This is a genomic window from Acinetobacter sp. L-24 (genome assembly GCF_056857555.1).
This window is the reverse complement of the sequence record NZ_JBSXNI010000043.1, coordinates 1-19,086: the sequence shown is the minus strand read 5'-3', so window position 1 is coordinate 19,086 and position 19,086 is coordinate 1. Positions and strand designations below refer to the sequence as shown.

Here is a 19,086-nt window from a genome sequence, read left to right as displayed (position 1 = left end):
GAGTTTAAGAATAATTTTTGCACTGAATTGAAAACAGGCTGAACCAAAAACAATCATCTAACGAAATTCTCCCTAATTTATACATCTTAAATTTTATTAAAATATTGAAAATAATATAGAAAATTAAACTGGCATAAGTTCTGCATAACTGTATTCAAACTTGGATACAAGAATGGATACAGAATGCTTCATCAGAAAATGATCGGCTGGACAGTCCGAAAATGGCGCGATGCCGATCAGCCAAAACAGCTTCAACTGAATCATCTTGCTCAACGCACTACCCATGTTGAGGTGGGTGAACTTGTCTGGATTCCGGTTACGAATGCTGCACCTCTTCAAGCAAAAAACGATGCATTTAAAAAAGCTGTATTTGCGGACGGTATGTATCAAAGGCTACGACACAGAGCAGCGAACATAGTCGATAGCGGCTTTATATACAGCAGCTGAATCAGAAAACAACGAAATAGACCCATTCAGCAGATTCAAAAAATAGAGAGAATAAAAGGGGATTCACATGTTTAAAACTGTACTGATTGCAAATCGCGGCGAAATTGCTGTTCGTGCCATTCGCACATTAAAAAAAATGGGTATAACCAGTATAGCCGTCTATTCAGAAACGGACCGTTATGCACAGCATGTGATTGATGCAGATATTGCAGTGTCCTTAGAAGGTACCAAACCGAGTGATACCTATTTAAGTATTGAAAAGCTGATTGCCGCAGCCAAGAATACCGGGGCCGAAGCAATTTTCCCAGGTTATGGTTTTCTGTCAGAAAGTGCTGACTTTGCCCGTGCCTGCGAAGCAAATAATATTGCTTTCATGGGGCCAACACCGGAGCAAATTTTAGAGTTTGGTTTAAAACATCGTGCCCGTGAACTTGCTGCAGCTGCCAATGTACCGATGACTCCCGGTACAGGTCTGCTAAATAGTCTGGACGAAGCTTTGGCAGAAGCTGAAAAAATTGGTTATCCAATTATGCTGAAAAGTACAGCAGGCGGTGGCGGAATTGGCTTGACCCGTTGTGATGATGCCGAGGCACTTCAGGAGGCTTATGAAAGTGTAAAACGTCTGGGCGAGCAGTTCTTTAAAGATGCCGGAGTATTTTTAGAATGCTTTCTCGATAAAGCCCGTCATGTCGAAGTACAGATTTTTGGGGATGGTCAGGGGCAAGTGGTGGCTTTGGGCGAGCGTGACTGTTCACTGCAGCGCCGTAATCAGAAGGTTGTGGAAGAAACACCAGCGGCACAGTTACCTGAAGCAACCCGTCAAAAATTGCATCAGGCGGCAGTTGAACTGGGCAAATCGGTGGAATATCGCAGTGCCGGTACGGTTGAGTTTATTTACGATACAGCACGTGACGAGTTTTATTTCCTTGAAGTGAATACCCGTTTGCAGGTGGAGCATCCGGTGACTGAAATGGTGACCGGTTTAGACCTGATTGAATGCATGTTGAAAGTTGCAGCAGGTGATACTCTGGATTGGAAGCATCTAAGCAGTATTCAGCCTCAAGGTGCAGCGATTGAAGTACGCATCTATGCCGAAGATCCAGTTAAGAATTCCCAGCCGAGTCCAGGGATTTTGACCGATGTCTTTTTTCCGGAAAATGTCCGGGTTGATACCTGGGTGAGTACCGGAACTGAAATTTCCCAATACTTTGACCCGATGATTGCCAAGATTATTGTGCATGCTGAAGATCGTGATACTGCCATTCATACGCTTAAATCAGCTTTAGCTGAAACTCGCCTGAATGGTATTAGTACCAATCTGGATTATGTGCATACTGTTATTTCAGATCCACGTTTTGAACAGATGCAGATCTGGACACGCATGCTGGATGATTTCAAATATGTGCCGAATGTGATTGAGGTGATTCAGCCGGGTACACAAAGTTCGATTCAGGATTATCCGGGTCGTGTCGGGTATTGGGATATTGGTGTACCGCCTTCAGGCCCAATGGATGATTATGCCTTCCGGCTGGCCAATAAAATTGTTGGGAATGTCGAGGCCGCCGCCGGGTTTGAATTTACCCTGCAAGGTCCAATCCTCAAATTTCATGCAGAAAATATCATTGCTTTAACTGGCGCACCTTGTCCGGTAAGTCTGGATGATGAAGCAGTAAATTTCTGGCAGCCTATTCAGGTAAAAGCAGGCCAAACCCTAAAAATTGGACAGGTTGAATCTGGATGCCGGACCTACCTGGCTGTACGAAATGGTCTGAATGTGCCGGAATATCTGGGTAGCCGTTCTACCTTTGCTTTAGGTAATTTTGGTGGACATGCAGGCCGAGTGTTACGGGCTGGTGACATGATTAAGATGGTGAATCCTGAGCTGCCGGCCGATGGTCTACCTTTAGCGATTGCAGAACCTGAAGTTTTGGCAACAGATCTGATTCCAAGTTATGGCAAGGAATGGAAAATTGGTGTGCTCTATGGTCCGCATGGCGCTCCTGATTTCTTTAAAGCTGAATATATTGAGGAGTTTTTTGCATCAAGCTGGAAAGTGCATTTTAACTCGAACCGATTGGGTATCCGTTTAACCGGACCGACGCCAAGCTGGGCGCGTGAAAATGGCGGTGAAGCGGGTCTGCATCCATCCAATGTACATGACTGTGAATATGCCATTGGTGCGATTAACTTTACCGGTGATTTCCCCGTAATTCTTGCCAAAGATGGTCCGAGCCTGGGTGGCTTTGTCTGTCCGGTGACCATTGCCAAAGCTGAACTCTGGAAAATTGGTCAACTGAAAGCCGATGACACGATTAGCTTCTATCCAATCTCGGTAAAGCAGGCCAATGCGCTGGAGCGGCAGCAAATTCAAACCCTCCAAAACTTTGCCAAGGCAGAGATAACCAGCGAGGCTGAAATCGTTACAGTTCAGGCAGAAAGTATCCTGGCATTGCGTGAAGCTACGCCAGATGCACCAAAAGCTGTATATCGTCAGGCAGGTGACAGTTATATCTTGCTGGAATACGGTGATAACGTACTGGATTTGGCCCTACGCCTGCGCGTACACCGCTTGATGCAACTGATCCGTGAAGCTGATCTTGACGGTATCCTGGAATTATCACCTGGTGTGCGATCCTTGCAGATTAAATATGATGGTCTGCGTTTGAGCCAGCAGCAACTGATTCACTTCCTGCTTGGTCTTGAAGAACAGATGGGTGATTTACGTGACATTAAAATACCTTCAAGAATTATCCATTTACCCATGGCCTTTGAGGACTCAGCGACTCTGGGTGCGGTTGAGCGTTATCAGGAAAGTGTCTGTGCCAAGGCCCCATGGCTACCGAATAATGTCGATTTTATTCAGCGAATTAATGGTCTAAACACTCGTCAGCAAGTTAAAGACATTATTTTTGATGCCAATTATCTGATTTTAGGGCTAGGTGATGTATATCTGACTGCACCTTGTGCAGTGCCCATTGATCCGCGCCACCGTTTACTGAGTTCCAAATATAATCCGGCCCGTACTTTTACCGCTGAAGGTACAGTCGGGATTGGTGGCATGTATATGTGTATTTATGGCATGGACTCACCGGGTGGCTATCAGTTGATTGGCCGTACCGTACCGATCTGGAATAAGTTTAAAAAGAACAAGCAGTTTGGCGATCAGCAATGGTTCTTACGCTTTTTTGACCAGATTAAATATTATGAGGTCACTGAGGCCGAACTGGATCAGTTCCGTGCTGATTTCGCCCATGGTCTGGCAGAAATCAAAATTGAGGAATGCGAGTTTGACTTTGCAGCATATCAGGATTTCCTTGCTGCAGAACAGGACAGTATTGCTGCTTTTAAAGCGCAGCAGCAGGCTGCTTTTAGTGCCGAGGTAGAGCGCTGGAAAGACGAGTTTGATGCACCTGTAGAAATAGAAGTGCTGCAGGATGATACCGATTACAGCCAGTATGTCCCTCTCAACGCCTCTATGACCGGCAATATCTGGAAGATTTTTGTAGAAGCCGGGCAGATTGTGAAAAAAGGCGACACGGTGGCCATCATCGAGGCCATGAAAATGGAGCTGCCGGTCTATGCTGACGATGATGGCATTGTCAAAGCCATTATCTGCCGTTCTGGTCAGACCGTGCATAGTGGTGAGCCACTGGTCTATATGGAGTAATGGATTGAGCCATGACTATTGTTCGCAATCCAAGTACTAAAGCGACAGGAAAAAGCTCAGACAATCTGTCTGAGCTGGTTTTCCAGAAAATTAAAAATGACATTTTTGACTTTAAGCTGATGCCGGGAGAGCGCTTTACCGAATCGGAAATTGCTGAAAGCTATGCCGTAAGCCGTACACCCATCCGGCAAGCTTTGTATCGCTTGCAGCAGGAAGGTTATGTCGAGGTGCAGTTTAGAAGTGGCTGGAAGGTTCGGTCACTAGACTTTAAAGTTTATGAAGAACTGTATGATCTGCGGATTTTATTGGAAGGTTATGCAGTCGAACAACTTTGTCAGATGCCCAAAGACCAGTTGCAGGTTGCTCTGGCTGTTTTGATTCAAACCTGGTGTATTCAACCAGAACAATATATCTATGATCTCAGGCGGTTATCTGTAGAAGATGAAGCATTTCATTGTCATTTGGTATTGGCAGCCGGCAATGCAGAAATGGCAAAAATACATAGTGAGATCAGCGAAAAAATTCGCATTATACGCCGTCTGGATTTTTCCAAAGATTATCGGGTTACAGCCACCTATGCTGAACATCAACAGATTTTAAAGGCGCTGCTTGCCCAAGATGCAGCGTTCTGTCTCTCTATATTGGATGCCCATATCCGGCACAGCCGTAATGAGGTGAAAAAAATTACACTGGAAATGTTATCCTCTAGTCCTGCGTAAGTTAATCAGGATAAATTTATTTTATAGCAAGAAAAATATCAGACCTGACTTAAAATTGATAACCAATTCATAACCAGAAAAAACAAGAACCCGCTAGTGGCATCTCAAATTGTTTTTTAAAGTAAGTTGAGGATGATAATAACAAGAGATAAAAATGCTTCATCAGCCTATTCAACTTTTACTTACAGGTGCCGGCTGTGCACTTCTCTTAACCATGACTGGATGTACCATGCCTTCCAAGTCGCCAATCAATGACAGTTATGGTTCCCAGCCACATTTGCCCAAACCAAAATCAAGCTTGCTGCCTACGGTCAATATTGCACCTGCTAAAGGTTGGCCTGAAGGTAAAATGCCGACAACAGCGACAGGTTTAAAAGTTCAGGCATTTGCCAAAGGGTTGCAGCATCCGCGCTGGCTGTATGTATTGCCGAATGGTGATGTACTGGTGGCTGAAACCGATGCACCGCCTAAGCCCGATGACAGCAAAGGGATCAAAGGCAAAATCATGAAATGGGTGATGCAACGTGCAGGTTCATCGCACCCCAGTGCCAACCGCATCAGTCTGCTTCGCGATAGCAATGGAGATGGGGTAGCTGAACAAAAAACCGTATTTTTACAGAATCTCAATTCTCCATTTGGCATGGCGCTAGTCGGTAATATGTTGTATGTGGCGAATACTGATGCCCTGATGCGTTTTCCTTATCAGAACGGTGCGACTCAAATTACAGCAACTGGTACCAAGATGCTGGATTTACCGGCAGGTCGTTTAAACCATCACTGGACCAAAAATGTTATTGCCAATCCTGCCGGAAGCAAACTCTATATCACGGTGGGTTCCAACAGTAATGTCGCTGAAAATGGCTTAGAGCAAGAGCAGGGCCGGGCACTGATCATGGAATTTGACATAGCCAGTGCTCAAGCGCGACCTTTTGCCACCGGACTGCGTAATCCGAATGGCATGGATTGGCAACCTAAGAGCGGCACACTTTGGACAGTGGTGAATGAACGTGATGAGCTCGGTAATGATCTGGTTCCTGATTATTTGACCTCTGTCAAAGAAGGTGCTTTTTATGGCTGGCCCTATAGTTATTATGGCCAACATGTAGATACACGGGTCAAACCGCAAAAACCTGCCTTAGTTGCGCAAGCAATTCCACCGGATTATGCATTGGGCAATCATACAGCTTCATTGGGCTTGGCCTTCTATAGGGCAGACCTGATGCCTCAATATCGAAACGGTGCGCTGATTGGCCAGCATGGTTCATGGAACCGCAAACCGCATAGTGGCTATAAAGTGATTTTTGTTCCCTTTCAGAATGGGCAACCGATGGGCCCACCTCAAGATGTCTTGACTGGATTTTTAAGTGATCAGGGCGATGCATATGGGCGACCGGTCGGTGTGGCGGTAGATTCTTCAGGTGCCATTTTGGTTGCTGATGATGTCGGTGATGTGATTTGGCGAGTATCACCCTTGAGTACACTAGCTGCAGTAAGTAAATAAAGGTCTAGGGATTCAAGATTTTATTCAGATCTGAATCTATGGAAAATAAAAGTTAAAGCAAAGACTGTTTCATTCAAACGTCAATATTTTGATTGAAAATATGCAAAGGTTAGCGGATTTAAAATAATTTTTAAGCTTCATTTAAGCTGGCTGAATTAGGCTTTCAGGATATTTTTACGCGGGATTACAGCATGTACAGAGATTCTGCTGATCCCATTAAAAATATCTAAATCTTAGTACCAGTTTTAAGTGCCCATAAAAACTGGATATAAAAATTTAAAACATGGCAAAAGAGGGTTTTAAAAATGAAATCAATTGTTGCATTTATTTTCCCTTGGTCATTATTTATGACCCTTCATCGACCAGTCGAAGCGACAGTATGCTTAATGCTTCAGATTTCGATTTTAGGCTGGATTCCTGCTGCAATCTGGGCGATGCATGTTTTATATCGAGATAAAATTGCCTAAAAAATAGGGGAGTGAGTTACCAAAAACTTTTTCATCTTTATTTAACTTAAAGCAATTTAGATTTCTTTTTTTAATTTAAAAGAGTTCATTTTCATGCAAGATGATTATTACATCAATAAAATGAATCTGGAAGAATGTTCGAGAGAAAGACTATAAAATTAAAATAAGAGGAAATTCAGGAAAAATTATAATTATATTTTGAAAAAGAAATTGAAGTACTCCGAAGATGCCGCTGCATGTGTCGTTACCCTGAACCCGATGAGTTCAAGGAGGATGCGACGTATACTTGCTGGGTTTCCCATACGGAGATGGGCATACACTCTAAATATACAGAACACACCCATAAGTGTTAGTATCGGCAGGGGAATAGACCCGCTGGCGAACACCTCAGAGTTAAGTTAATTATAAACAATAATCCCGGTGTGGCAACTCTATGCTGTTCATGAACTGTAAACAGTTCGGTCGAATGTCCGAAGTTTAAACAGAATTCGAGATTATTCAGTCAGTTCTTCAACTTCTTCTAAAATAGTTTGTAACAAACGCTCGCAATGCGCATATTGTTGCAGTGATCTATTCATATTCAAAACCTCCTGCATCAGCTCAAGTGCCACCATAATAATCAGCTTGCTAGGTTCCATACGTGGTGCTTTACGACGAAATTCATCGTATTTGTCATTTAATAACTGTGCTGCGCGTTCTAATTCTTCCTGCTTGTCAGGAGTAGAGGCCAGACGGAAACTATGCCCCAATACTCTGAGATCAATTGCAATTTGTTCACTCATGGTGAGGCTTCCTCAGTCGCTTCAGTCGGATGGGCCAGTTGTTGAATTTCCTGTGCGTGATGATCCTGCGCAGTACCGAGAATCGCCAGACGTTGAATAATCGCTTCAACCTTGGCTTTGGCATTTTCATTTTTCTGGGTTAAACGTTCAGATTCCTGAGTCAGACGCTGAATTTCCTGTTGGGCATGACGCTGTTCAAGGATCATCTTTTCCTTAACCACACGCAGCTCATTGCGTTCAGCCAGAATTTCCTGAAAACGGTTTTTTAGATCGGTACAGCTTTTTTCCAGACGGCCATAACGGTCTGCCAGTGCAGTTGCATCATTATTGAGCAGTTGAAATTGGGCACGAGAATCCGTCAATTGTTCTGTCAGATTTTCATTTTCTTGTTGTTTTTGCGCAATCACGCTGTTCTTTTGTTCAATTTGCTGTTGATGTTGCATCATTGAAGAGTCTTGCTCTTCGCGCAAACTGGAATTTTCACTTTCAAGCCGTGCAAGTCGCGTTTTTAACACGCCGATCTGCACTTGTAGACGCTGTAATTCTTCTAACATATCGAGGTCGCACAGTGTTGCAAACAAAGGTAATATATAAGCAGTATAAAGATTGGATAAACGAATGCAAGACGATATTTCAGGTTGGACCGAATGGCACCGCAATTTTTCTTCAATTGAGGAAATTTCTAGCCCTAGCGAACTGCATGGTTTGCTAACAGGCATTGTTTGTGTCACCCAGGCGCCAAGCAGTGAAGAGTGGTTACAGATTTTAGAAACACTGGATGTACCTGAACTGGATGCCGAAGCATTAGAGTTGTTGACGGGCGAAGCTGAAGATGTGTTCCATGCATTGTCTGAAGATGAGCTGGATTATTTACCTTTGCTGCCTGATGATGAGCATGTGCTTTCAGAACGCGTACAGGCTCTGGCGGACTGGTGTGCCGGCGTGGTCTTAGGTTTCGGACTGGCTTCAGGACATATCCGTCAGGATGAAGTTGAACTGATTGAACATTTACAAGATGTAGCCGCAGTTGAATTTGAAGACTCGGACGATGATGCCGAAGGTGAAGAAAGCTATCAGGAATTGTACGAATTTGTGCGTCTGATTCCTGTCAGCCTGTCTTTAGGGCGTAAAAAGGTCGAAGTTGAAGAAACACCACTCTTACAGCAATTTAGTCAAAAAAATCAGCCTAAAGCCGCTGTTACAGACGCGCAAAGTGTGGTCGAGATTTTCTCGCCTAAACGTCCAAGCTGATGAAATGCTGAGGTGAGTCATCACCTGCTTGAAATCAGGCATATATTTTGCTGTTTACAGTGAAATCTATAGTCTGATTTCAAGACTATATTCTAAATACAAGTATTGATCGATAAGAAGTAAGGTGTAATGAAGAAATTGACACAGGCAGTTTTTGAGGAACGTCGCGCAATCCTCGCAGGGGAAATTGGTTTACGCAGTATCGCCATTATCGCGACCAGTCCGGTAGCTATGCGTAACCGTGATGCAGATTATAAATACCGCGCCGACAGTAGTTTCTTCTATTTAACCGGATTTGCGGAACCTGAAGCTGTGGCTGTGATTGAAACCTTTGACACTGAAGAAGAAGGCTATAGCTACAGTTTGTTCTGTCGGGAACGTAACCGTGAAATGGAAATCTGGAATGGCTACCGCGCGGGTATTGACGGGGCTATTCAGGATTATGATGCAGATGAAGCCTATGCAATTGATCTGCTGGATGAAGAAATCTTAGAAAAGTTACAAAATAAAGATCAGTTATTTTATCGCATTGGACAGCATGCAGAGTTTGATGCGCGTGTCGCCAAATGGATTGCAACTGCAAGTGGTGAAAGCCGTCGTGGTACTTCTGCACCAGCGCAAGTAATTCAGCTGGATCGTATTGTCGATGAAATGCGTCTGCATAAAGATGCAAATGAAATTGAATTGATGCAGATTGCTTCCGATATTTCTGCTGATGCACATACGCAAGCGATGCTAGCAGTACGCCCGGGCATGATGGAATATGCACTGGAAGCCGAGCTGAATTATATCTTTGGCAAAAATGGCGGTGTTCCGGCCTATAACAGTATTGTCGGTGGCGGTGAGAATGCCTGCATCCTGCATTATGTAGAAAATGACAAAGAACTGAAAGATGGCGATTTGGTCCTGATTGATGCTGCGGCTGAATATCAGCTTTATGCTTCAGACATTACCCGTACCTTTCCAGTGAATGGTAAATTTAGCCCGGAACAGAAAGCTTTATATAATGTAGTGCTGGATGCTCAAATTGCTGCAATTAATGCTGTGCAAATTGGTAACTCGTATAAAGAACCACATAATGTTGCAGTGCGCATCCTAGTGCAAGGTTTGCTCGATCTTGGCTTGATGCAGGGGAATATTGACGACATTATAGAAAAAGAAGCTTTCCGCCAGTTCTACATGCATGGTACCGGACACTGGCTCGGTATGGATGTGCATGATGTCGGTGCTTATAAGGTGGACGGTGAATGGCGCTCGTATGAAGAGGGTATGGTCGTTACCGTTGAGCCGGGTCTTTATATCGCGCCTGATGATGAAACAGTAGATGCTAAATGGCGTGGAATTGGCATTAGGATTGAAGATGATGTGGTGGCCACTGCAAATGGCCCGCTAGTTTTAACCGCGAAAGTCGTCAAAACGGTAGAAGAGATTGAGGCATTAATGGCGAAAGCGTGCGCTGCTTAATTTGAGAAAAAATACAGCAAGCCGGTCGCAAGATCGGCTTTTTTATGACATTTCTATGCCGTTTTAAACAAGAATTCCTAGCTATATCGAATCGATCAAAAAGTGACTTAGCTTACGTTTATCTCGAACAAGTCAAATAAAACTAACCTAAGTAAAATTTACAGCTTAAAAAGTGACACGAAGTCAACACAGAAAATCTGTTTTTAGCATCAAAGCTACATATTAAATGCGCTGAGATTCTCATACTTTCTCTGATCCTTAAATAAACTTAAATAACAGCAGGAGAACACTTATGAAATTAAATACGATTGACTGGATTGCTTATGCTTTAACAATCATTGGTGGCATCAATTGGGGTTTAATTGGTGCATTCGATTTTAATTTGGTCGCTGCGATCTTTGGTGATATGAGCGCCTTATCTCGAATTATTTATGTATTGGTTGGTTTGTCGGCATTGTACCTGATTTATACAGGAACGAAGTTGGGTAAAACAGTACACCATACAGATCATCATACCAATATTGTGCGTTAAGCTAATCCTCCTGCACGAGTTTCTTACAAGATAGGATAATGTCTTTGAGTAGCTTGTCGAGAGGATAGAAATAGTGTGGAAGATGAAGAAACCTCGGTATATTTCCGGGGTTTTTTATATAGGTGTTTATAGGTTATTAATAGAATCATCCTCAGATCTACAACAACACTTAGCTAAAGATTAATGATTACTATCATACAAATAAGATTAGGTTGTACATGGTTGGATAAATTTTTTTTAAAATATCTGTTAGCTAAAAAATCGAGTTATATTTATAAAACTCTCTCAAAATAAGAAAATAATAGTGATTGAAAATGGGCCTCCTGCTACTGAAAGTGAATATCAGCTCATTTATAAATGGCTTGATTCACAATTTTATCATTCAGGATTTACCAGTAGCAATATGTATTCAAAATTGTGCGAAGCGAGTAGATCGAGTTATACCAATTTGACTAGGTTTGCGATCGAATCGTATAAGTGCCAAATGAAATTACAACATTCCGTTTTTTAATGCTGAGTTGATAAAAGTGAGTATAAATATTTTAGTTGCTGAATTAAAGACAACTTGGTTGGAGTTAAGAGCATATAAAGTTGGAGATGAATTTTCATTATTCCAAGAGTATTGTGGCGACGTTGAAGCATCAAAATACTTACAACGACAGGTGCATACAACAGTCGGTCAAACTCAGCAGATGTTGCAGAAATGGGCGTTAAGCTATTGGCAGCAACCGATTAAAGGATTTTCATGGGTGATTGCTGAGCGAAAAAGTCATCTGGCAATCGGGTTACTAACGATTATTCAACAGCAAAATAACAGCCTTGAAATTCATTTCGGACTTGGTCCTCGATTTCAGGGGCAGGACTATATGCTTGAGGCGATGAAAGCGGTGATTCAGTATTTTAGACAATATCTTACATTTAAATCACTAGATACTTTCTGTGATGCAGAACATATACAGGCACACCAAGTGCTTTTAAGACAGGGTTTGAAATCGTTGAACGGATCAATGCCTATACTGTATTGCCGAAGTTGGGGACTGAAAAGCGCGATGTCTTGGTTTTTCAATATAGGCTGGATCATCATGGAGAAAACTAAATAAAACGAATCATTATAAAAATTTAAAGCCTTGAGGTAAGATAAAACCAGTATACGTTTTATGTAATTCGCCATAGATGCGAATAAACAGATAAGGAAGTAAGCATGCAACAAGAAGTCATCATTGTCGGTGGTGGTATGGTCGGCTTAAGCCTCGCATTGATGTTGGCGAAAATCAATATTGCAGTCAAACTGTTGGAAGCCATTAAATACCCAAATTATGATGATGAAAATCTTGCGCCATATCATTCCAGTTTTGATGCACGTAACAGTGCCTTGTCACGCCGTAGCGTGCAGATCTATCAGGAGCTTGGACTTTGGAATGCCTTGCAAGAACATGCTACCCCAATTCTGGAAGTGAATATTACCGAACAGGGCAGTTTTGGTAAGGCTCGACTGAAAGCCGAACAGGAAAAAGTCGAAAGCTTTGGTCAGGTCATTGAAAATGCCTGGCTCGGTCGTGTACTGCTGACCCAAGTCAAAAAAGAGCCATTGATTGAACTGATTGATGGTGTTCAAGTGACATCCCTTATCCAAGATACAGACTTTGCTTATATCGAAGCTCAGCGTGGTGAATCGTCACTAAAATTACAGTCCAAACTGGTTATTGCCGCCGATGGGCGGGATTCTTTCTGCCGTAAAGCCTTGGGTATTGGTGCGTCAGAACATGATTATGATCAGGTTGCGATTGTGACCACAGTACAAACTTCAAAGCCACATGCTCATGTGGGCTTTGAGCGTTTCAGCCATTTAGGGCCTTTGGCACTTTTACCACTACCGGGTGAGTATCGTCGTTCAGTGGTCTGGCCAGTGAAAAAAGGTACTGAAGGAGAATGGTTGGGAGATGAAAATGACCAGCATTTTCTGGATGCCTTGCAGGAAACGTATGGCGATCGTGCCGGAAAATTCCAGAAAACCGGAAAACGGTTCAGTTTTCCATTGTCTCAAGTGTTAGCTGAAAAGCAGGCTGTTGGTCGTGTAGTGCTCATGGGTAATGCAGCCCATACGATTCATCCGGTCGCTGGACAGGGCTTTAACCTGTGTATGCGTGATGCGCATGTATTGGTGCGTTACCTGAAAGAGCAACAGGCACAAGGCGCAGACTTGGGCGATGCTGCAATATTGCTAGACTATGAGAAATCCCGTCTCAGTGACCAGCAGCGTGTGATTAAATTCTGTGATTCAGTAGTACGTGGTTTTAGTAACCAGAATCCTTTCTTAAAGCTGATTCGTAATACTGGTTTAATCGCTTTTGATACGATTCCAGGCATCAAGCCACTGGTTGCAAATTATGCCATGGGGTTAAAAGCATGAGCTTAAATCAAACTAACGAAATATTAGACGTCGTCATTATTGGTGGTGGGCTGGTTGGTGGACTTACAGCGCTTCTGTTAGCTCAAGGTGGTGTGCAGCCTACAGTTCTGGATGCAGCGCCAATTCTGGATGCAGATAAAACTTTGCGTGTGGCCAATCCGCGTGTTTTGGCTTTAAGTCAGGCAACCATTCACCTGTTAAAAACGGTGGGTGTCTGGGAAAATTTAGTACGCCAGCAGCCTTATACTGGTATGCAGGTGTGGAATAAAAATGGCTATGGTGAAATTAATTTTGGCCAGTCTTCAGAAAAAACACCATCGGTAGAGCAGGCTTTAGGCTCGATGGTGGAGCCCAGCATTCTGAATCTGGCCATTCAGCAAAAGATGCTGGAAAATGTTCAAGATTATAGAACACAAGTCAAAGTCAGCCGTGTTGAACGTGGCGTCGGTGTGTGGATCATTCATCTGGAAGATGGTACTCAGCTCAAAACCAAACTGGTCATTGGTGCAGATGGTGCAAACTCCTTTGTACGTGAGCAAGCTTTCATCGATATTGATGTACTGGACTATAAACAGGCAGGCATCAGTTGTGCGATTAAAACGATTCAGCCTCATCAGTACATGGCGCGTCAGATTTTTCTCGAAACTGGTCCTCTGGCTTTTTTACCTATGGCCAGCCTTAATCCGGAAGAGCAGGGACATTGGCAATCAATTGTCTGGACCTTGCCAGAGGATTATGCCGAAGAATATGCAGCGTTGTCAGATGCTGAATTTACTCAACTCTTGACTCGTGAAAGCCAGCATATGTTGGGTGGAGTCTTAGAGGCGACACCACGTGCCACTTTCCCCTTAAAAGCCCGTGCTGCCCAACAGTATATTCAAGACGGTTTAGCCCTGATTGGAGATGCTGCACATGTAATTCATCCTTTAGCTGGACAAGGGGTGAATATTGGCTGTCTGGATGCTGCCGTGCTCTGTGATGTTTTGCTACATGATCAGGCGCGTGGCGTATGGGCACATGAGCAGACCCTGAAACGCTATGAGCATTGCCGTAAGGGCCAGAATGATGCCATGATGCACAGCATGTCTGCGATTGGTTGGATGGAAACCACATTATTCTTCCCGATGGTTTGGGCACGCAATTTCGGCCTGAAACAGGTAGAAAATCAGCCCATGTTGAAAGATGCATTTATGGCGCAAGCCAATGGTCTGGGTTTACTTAAAGACACACGCTACGCAGCTTAAGACAGAAATGTAAATTTTTTAAACAAACACCAATAAAGAGTAACGATTTTGTTTAAAAAAGATACGATTTTTTGATGTTTGGTACTAGGCGAAGGTCGAAGAGATTGCTAAATTTCACTTAATTCGATACCTGACTTGGAATACCAAGCGAGGGCCATTTTTGGGGAGATGCAAATGACAGACATGAATGATTATGATGACGACGTTGAAGATTCAATTGTTGACGATGATGAAGCAAAAGCCGCTGAAAAAGGCGCGGTCGATAGCACAGAGGTCGTCAGTGATACCGATCTTGTAGAAGCTGAAACTTTGACCGTCACTGCAAAGCTGAAAAAGCGTCAAGCACTTGAAGACGAGATTGCGGCTTTCCTTGCCAGTGGTGGTCGTATTGTTGAAGTGCCGGCAGATGAATCAGTAGCCAAAGAATAAGTTATTGATTAACTTGTTTCTTATAAAAAACACCACATTCAATGTGGTGTTTTTTTTTGCAAATCCAAACGTAATAGAAAATCTAAAGCAATTAGTCGTTTGCCGAAGTCAGTTCTAAAGCACGTTGATAAGCGACTTTCTTTTTGATTCCGGTTAAATCTGCCGCCAGTTGTGAAGCAGCTTTGACCGAAAGGTCCTGTAATAGGCGATTCAATAATTTATCCAGCTTTTCCTGATCCAGATCTTTTTCTTCGGTGGCACCGCCAATCACTAGAACAATTTCGCCTTTTTGCTGATTGTGATCATTGCTAATGAATTCCACCAATTCACCCAAGGTCATTTTCTTGATAGTTTCAAAAGTCTTGGTGATTTCTCGCGCAAAACCGACCGGGCGATCTGCTCCGAAAACGCTGGCCATATCTTTAACGGACTCCAGAATCCGGTGCGGTGCTTCATAGAAAATTAAAGTCTGGGTTTCATCTTTCAGTTTTTCCAGATTCAGCAGGCGCTGACTTTGTCTGGATGGCAGAAAACCTTCAAAGCTGAAGCGGTCACTCGGCAAGCCAACAGCACTTAAGGCAGCAATAGCCGCACAAGCACCAGGTACAGGAATCACGCGAATATTATGCGCTTGTGCAGCACGGACAAATTTAAAGCCAGGGTCGCTAATCAGGGGAGTGCCAGCATCACTGATCAGGGCCATATCTTCGCCATTCAGCAGGCGCTGGATCAGCTGATCAATCTTGTTGCTTTCATTATGCTCATGGCAAGCGGTCAGAGGTGTTTGAATATTAAAGTGTTTAAGCAATTGTGCTGAAGTTCGTGTATCCTCGGCAGCAATAAGACTCACCGACTTTAACACCTGAAGTGCACGATAACTAATATCATCTAAGTGCCCGATTGGAGTCGCAACAACAAATAACTGAGCACTCATAGGTTTCTCCATGTGGAATAAATTGAATAATAAAAAATGGAAGATTAAAAATAAAATATTGGGCTTGTGTTTAGTCAGCTACATCAGCAGCGTACAAGCAGAAGTGCTGATCATTCTACCCGAATCCGGGCCTTTGGCGCGAGCTGCATCGAGTATCAAACAGGGTTTTCTCAGTACTTATGCTACTTCCGGGCAGAAAGTTCCATTAAAATGGGTCAATTCCAATCAGAAAAATATCTCCCAGCTACTGAAACAGCATGTCAATAAAAAGACCAAAATGGTGGTGGGTCCATTGGCACGTAGCGATGTGGAACAACTACTCAAGAGCAAACCTAAAGTACGTACCCTCAGCCTGAATGATGTAGCAGAATCATCACCCCAAGTCTGGCAATTCAGCCTGTCCAAAAAAGAGGATGCTGCTGCCTTAAAAACCCTTCTGGTTAAAGATGGGGTTCAGCAACTGCTGGTTTTACGCCAGCCGGGCAGTGAAGCCGAGCATGAACTGTTGCTGATGTCACTGCTGAGCCAAAGTGATCTGAATTTTAAAATCGTGAACAAGGCGCCCATTTTTTTAATGCCAAAACAAGGGCTGTTATACCTCGGCAATGCAGAAGGGCTGGCTGCCATACCTGAATTAAGCCATAAACGGATGTATACCGTGGCCAATGCGATTAGCGAACAGCATAAACCGCCACGAGGAATCAAGTTCTGTGATGTACCTGTGCTTTATCTGGCTGACTGGCCGGATGTTCTACAGGCCTATGCCAAAGAGCCGGTGGCGATGCCTGGCAGATCACCCAGCAGTACCTGTCACAACCGCATTTGCAGCATATTGAATTTCAGGGTAGAACTGGGCGAATTGAAATCACGGACCACAGTATTCAGCGTAGTCCACAATGTTTCCAGTACAGTGGCACAGGTGTCAAGCTACTATGAGCGAAAGAGCAATGCTGCGACAGCAATTAGGTGCATGGGCGGAGCAGCAAGCGGCTCAACTGATGCAGAACCATGGATTTCAGTTCCTGACCGCCAATTATCACAGTCGCTATGGCGAGCTGGATCTGATTCTGGTGCGTGATCAGGAACTGGTCTTTGTGGAAGTCAAAGCACGTGCGCAAACCCGATATGCGCAAGCGATCGAGTCGATTTGCAGAGCAAAACAGGTAAAGATGCTCAAGACGGCAATGTGCTTTATTCAGAAAAATCCACAATTTGCACACTATTACTATCGTTTTGACGTGATTTGTTTTGATTTTAAACAGCAATTTGCAAAAACCATACAGCATGACTTTTCGCAATACCCTTATGATCTGGAATGGATTGAAAATGCTTTTACTTTTGATCAAGAGTTTATTAACCTTTGAACAAAATAAGGTCTAAAGATGCTTATATTTGCTTCAAGATCATTGTAAAGTTCAAGCAGAATTGACATGATCTGAGCTTGAAAACAGATTATTAGATTGAAAAAGACGTAATAAAATGAAGGAGTCTTGCTGAGTGGTTAAGCGTATTGCAATAACAATGCTGTGTGTCGCAAGTTTATCAGGTTGTGCAAGTTTTATTTCCAGCGGCACAGGTACGGCTCCTGTCGGAACTGAAAGTGGGGCGCGTACCTTGGGGCAGGTATTTATTGATTCCTCAATTGTCCGTACTGCAAAAATTAATCTTTATAAACTGGATTCGCGCTTCAAACAGGCTCGGGTCAATATTGAAAGTTTTCATGGCAATGTCTTGCTGACCGGTCAGGTGCCCGATGCACATCTCAAGCAGCTAGCTGAAGACAATGTCAAATCCATGAGCGATGTCAAAGCGGTACATAATTTTATTACTGTAGGCAATCAGATCAGCTATAGCACCATCATGCAGGATACTGCGGTCACAGCGAATACCCGTGGCCTGATCATGAAAGCCACTGTGGTTTCGGACAGTAAACTACATGTGCATACTGAAGATGGCGTGCTGTATGTGATGGGACGTTTGAACAGCGCAGAAATTACTGACCTGAATCAGGTATTGCAGCAAGTGGGCAATGTCACCAAAATTGTGACTTTAATCGATAACGTGGAGCAATATTCAAGTCTGGCTAATCAAAACTTTGCTGCACCGGCATATGCGCAGCCGGGTATTGAACAGACGCCGGTTGCGATAGATCCTGATACGGTTGAACCAACCGATGCTCCATAAGGTCGGTCATTTTAAAAACCAATTGTCGAATCAGATTCTGGAAGTCCAGCAACGCTATAAAGCATTTAGACTCTATGATTTTGGCAGTTATGCGCTGAATCGTTTAACGCCTAAACAGGGTTACACGATCGAAACTCAGCTGGCTTATGGTCTAAAATCACGGCAACGCTTTGATCTGTTCCGGAGTCAGCAGCCTTTGCTCCATCGTCCCCTGATTGTTTTTGTGCATGGCGGTGCCTGGTTACATGGCGATAAAAAGGATTATCAGTTTATTGGCGAGTCCTTTGCTAAAGAAGGTTATGATGTGGTGGTGATGAATTATCATCTGGCGCCACAACATATTTTTCCGACCTATATTCATGATCTGCATTTATTGCTGAATCATTTGCAGCAGTCAGCTGGACAGTTGCAGATCTGTGCTGAAAATCTGGTCTTGATGGGACACTCTGCCGGGGCATTCAATGTGATGTCTGCCTTGTATCATCCGCAATCTGCCAGCATTGATCACAATCAAATCCGGGCGATTATTGGTCTGGCGGGGCCTTATCATTTTGATTACAAAAATGATCCGATCTGTGCCGATGCATTTGATCAGGCGGTGCCTTATCAGCAGGTGATGCCTTATTATTTTGTTAAAAATAGCTCAATCCGGCATTATCTGTTTATTGCCGAAAAAGACAAGATTGTTGGGCATTTCAATAGCCAGGATTTGGACCGTGTACTGAAAGAGAAGGGCAATCATAGCCATCTGATTCAAATTCCGAAACTTGGTCATATTACGATTGTGGGTTCACTCTCCAGTTTGTTTAGCCGGTTTTTCCAGACCAAGGCACAGGTGCTTTGGGCGCTCGAGGATGCATTTAAATCCTGATACTAATATTTGGTTTAACTAGGGTGTGTTGACACTTTTAGGTTAAAAAAATAGCGAACTAGTAAAATCAAATTCACAAACACAATTTTAATATTCGCTATGCCTCTTATCAGCGTGACAGATCAACACTGGCAAAAGTGAAAAGTTATTCTTTGTAATTTAACAATTCACCACAACTCAAATT

18 protein-coding genes, 1 other RNA gene and 1 pseudogene are annotated in these 19,086 nt (G+C 43.4%); 16 read left to right on the top strand and 4 right to left on the bottom strand.

Annotated elements, in window-relative coordinates:
* Nucleotides 1–183 precede the first annotated feature (183 nt).
* From AC13CK_RS10425 to AC13CK_RS10405, 5 genes are all read left to right on the top strand, one after another.
* Nucleotides 184–447 carry a hypothetical protein gene (locus tag AC13CK_RS10425; protein ID WP_314099721.1) on the top strand — a complete coding sequence of 88 codons (264 nt, stop codon included), beginning with the start codon at nt 184–186 and terminating at the stop codon, nt 445–447.
* Between the two features lie 67 nt (nt 448–514).
* On the top strand, nt 515–4,114 hold the full coding sequence (gene uca, locus AC13CK_RS10420) for an urea carboxylase (protein WP_425879761.1): 3,600 nt from the start codon (nt 515–517) through the stop codon (nt 4,112–4,114).
* 11 nt (nt 4,115–4,125) lie between these two features.
* Complete coding sequence (locus AC13CK_RS10415; RefSeq protein WP_425879763.1) at nt 4,126–4,833, top strand: GntR family transcriptional regulator; 708 nt, start codon at nt 4,126–4,128, stop codon at nt 4,831–4,833.
* 214 nt (nt 4,834–5,047) lie between these two features.
* Nucleotides 5,048–6,334 (top strand): PQQ-dependent sugar dehydrogenase, encoded by a 1,287-nt coding sequence (locus AC13CK_RS10410; protein WP_425879791.1) that lies wholly within the window; start codon nt 5,048–5,050, stop codon nt 6,332–6,334.
* A 305-nt stretch (nt 6,335–6,639) separates the two neighbouring features.
* Nucleotides 6,640–6,801 (top strand): YqaE/Pmp3 family membrane protein, encoded by a 162-nt coding sequence (locus AC13CK_RS10405; protein WP_425879765.1) that lies wholly within the window; start codon nt 6,640–6,642, stop codon nt 6,799–6,801.
* Nucleotides 6,802–7,014: 213 nt separating this feature from the next.
* On the opposite strand, the gene ssrS is transcribed toward AC13CK_RS10405, so the two are convergent.
* The 3 genes from ssrS to AC13CK_RS10390 form a co-directional block, all read right to left on the bottom strand.
* A non-coding RNA gene (gene ssrS / locus AC13CK_RS10400) (6S RNA) lies at nt 7,015–7,198 on the bottom strand.
* Between the two features lie 97 nt (nt 7,199–7,295).
* A complete protein-coding gene (locus AC13CK_RS10395) occupies nt 7,296–7,583 on the bottom strand; it encodes a cell division protein ZapA (protein ID WP_004279505.1) in 288 nt (95 codons plus the stop codon).
* Nucleotides 7,580–8,137 carry a hypothetical protein gene (locus AC13CK_RS10390; RefSeq protein WP_191111923.1) on the bottom strand — a complete coding sequence of 186 codons (558 nt, stop codon included), beginning with the start codon at nt 8,135–8,137 and terminating at the stop codon, nt 7,580–7,582. Before AC13CK_RS10390 ends, AC13CK_RS10395 begins: the two co-directional genes overlap by 4 nt.
* 64 nt (nt 8,138–8,201) lie before the next feature.
* Here AC13CK_RS10390 and AC13CK_RS10385 point away from each other — a divergent pair, with 64 nt between their 5' ends.
* The 7 genes from AC13CK_RS10385 to AC13CK_RS10355 all read left to right on the top strand — a co-directional run bounded on the left by AC13CK_RS10385 (nt 8,202) and on the right by AC13CK_RS10355 (nt 14,913).
* Entirely contained in the window at nt 8,202–8,834 is a 633-nt protein-coding gene (locus AC13CK_RS10385) for a UPF0149 family protein (RefSeq protein WP_004646351.1), read from the top strand.
* Nucleotides 8,835–8,963: 129 nt separating this feature from the next.
* Nucleotides 8,964–10,298, top strand: coding sequence for a Xaa-Pro aminopeptidase (gene pepP, locus AC13CK_RS10380; RefSeq protein ID WP_005107469.1), 1,335 nt, complete (start codon nt 8,964–8,966; stop codon nt 10,296–10,298).
* 292 nt (nt 10,299–10,590) lie between these two features.
* Nucleotides 10,591–10,830 carry a DUF378 domain-containing protein gene (locus tag AC13CK_RS10375; protein WP_425879768.1) on the top strand — a complete coding sequence of 80 codons (240 nt, stop codon included), beginning with the start codon at nt 10,591–10,593 and terminating at the stop codon, nt 10,828–10,830.
* Nucleotides 10,831–11,357: 527 nt separating this feature from the next.
* Nucleotides 11,358–11,930: a GNAT family N-acetyltransferase gene (locus AC13CK_RS10370; RefSeq protein WP_425879770.1), complete on the top strand. Its 573-nt coding sequence runs from the start codon at nt 11,358–11,360 to the stop codon at nt 11,928–11,930.
* A 101-nt stretch (nt 11,931–12,031) separates the two neighbouring features.
* Complete coding sequence (gene ubiH, locus AC13CK_RS10365; RefSeq protein ID WP_425879772.1) at nt 12,032–13,240, top strand: 2-octaprenyl-6-methoxyphenyl hydroxylase; 1,209 nt, start codon at nt 12,032–12,034, stop codon at nt 13,238–13,240.
* Entirely contained in the window at nt 13,237–14,484 is a 1,248-nt protein-coding gene (locus AC13CK_RS10360) for an FAD-dependent monooxygenase (RefSeq protein ID WP_005107464.1), read from the top strand. Before ubiH ends, AC13CK_RS10360 begins: the two co-directional genes overlap by 4 nt.
* A gap of 174 nt (nt 14,485–14,658) precedes the next feature.
* Nucleotides 14,659–14,913 (top strand): hypothetical protein, encoded by a 255-nt coding sequence (locus tag AC13CK_RS10355; protein ID WP_004646359.1) that lies wholly within the window; start codon nt 14,659–14,661, stop codon nt 14,911–14,913.
* Between the two features lie 91 nt (nt 14,914–15,004).
* On the opposite strand, the gene rsmI is transcribed toward AC13CK_RS10355, so the two are convergent.
* Complete coding sequence (rsmI, locus tag AC13CK_RS10350; protein ID WP_004279519.1) at nt 15,005–15,847, bottom strand: 16S rRNA (cytidine(1402)-2'-O)-methyltransferase; 843 nt, start codon at nt 15,845–15,847, stop codon at nt 15,005–15,007.
* Nucleotides 15,848–15,857: 10 nt separating this feature from the next.
* Between rsmI and AC13CK_RS10345 the strand changes: the two are divergent.
* The 4 genes and pseudogenes from AC13CK_RS10345 to AC13CK_RS10330 all read left to right on the top strand — a co-directional run bounded on the left by AC13CK_RS10345 (nt 15,858) and on the right by AC13CK_RS10330 (nt 18,902).
* Nucleotides 15,858–16,783, top strand: a pseudogene (locus AC13CK_RS10345) (penicillin-binding protein activator).
* Between the two features lie 11 nt (nt 16,784–16,794).
* Entirely contained in the window at nt 16,795–17,211 is a 417-nt protein-coding gene (locus AC13CK_RS10340) for a YraN family protein (RefSeq protein WP_425879793.1), read from the top strand.
* A 133-nt stretch (nt 17,212–17,344) separates the two neighbouring features.
* Entirely contained in the window at nt 17,345–18,031 is a 687-nt protein-coding gene (locus AC13CK_RS10335; RefSeq protein ID WP_213687039.1) for a BON domain-containing protein, read from the top strand.
* Nucleotides 18,021–18,902: an alpha/beta hydrolase gene (locus AC13CK_RS10330; RefSeq protein WP_425879775.1), complete on the top strand. Its 882-nt coding sequence runs from the start codon at nt 18,021–18,023 to the stop codon at nt 18,900–18,902. Before AC13CK_RS10335 ends, AC13CK_RS10330 begins: the two co-directional genes overlap by 11 nt.
* Nucleotides 18,903–19,086: the final 184 nt, after the last annotated feature.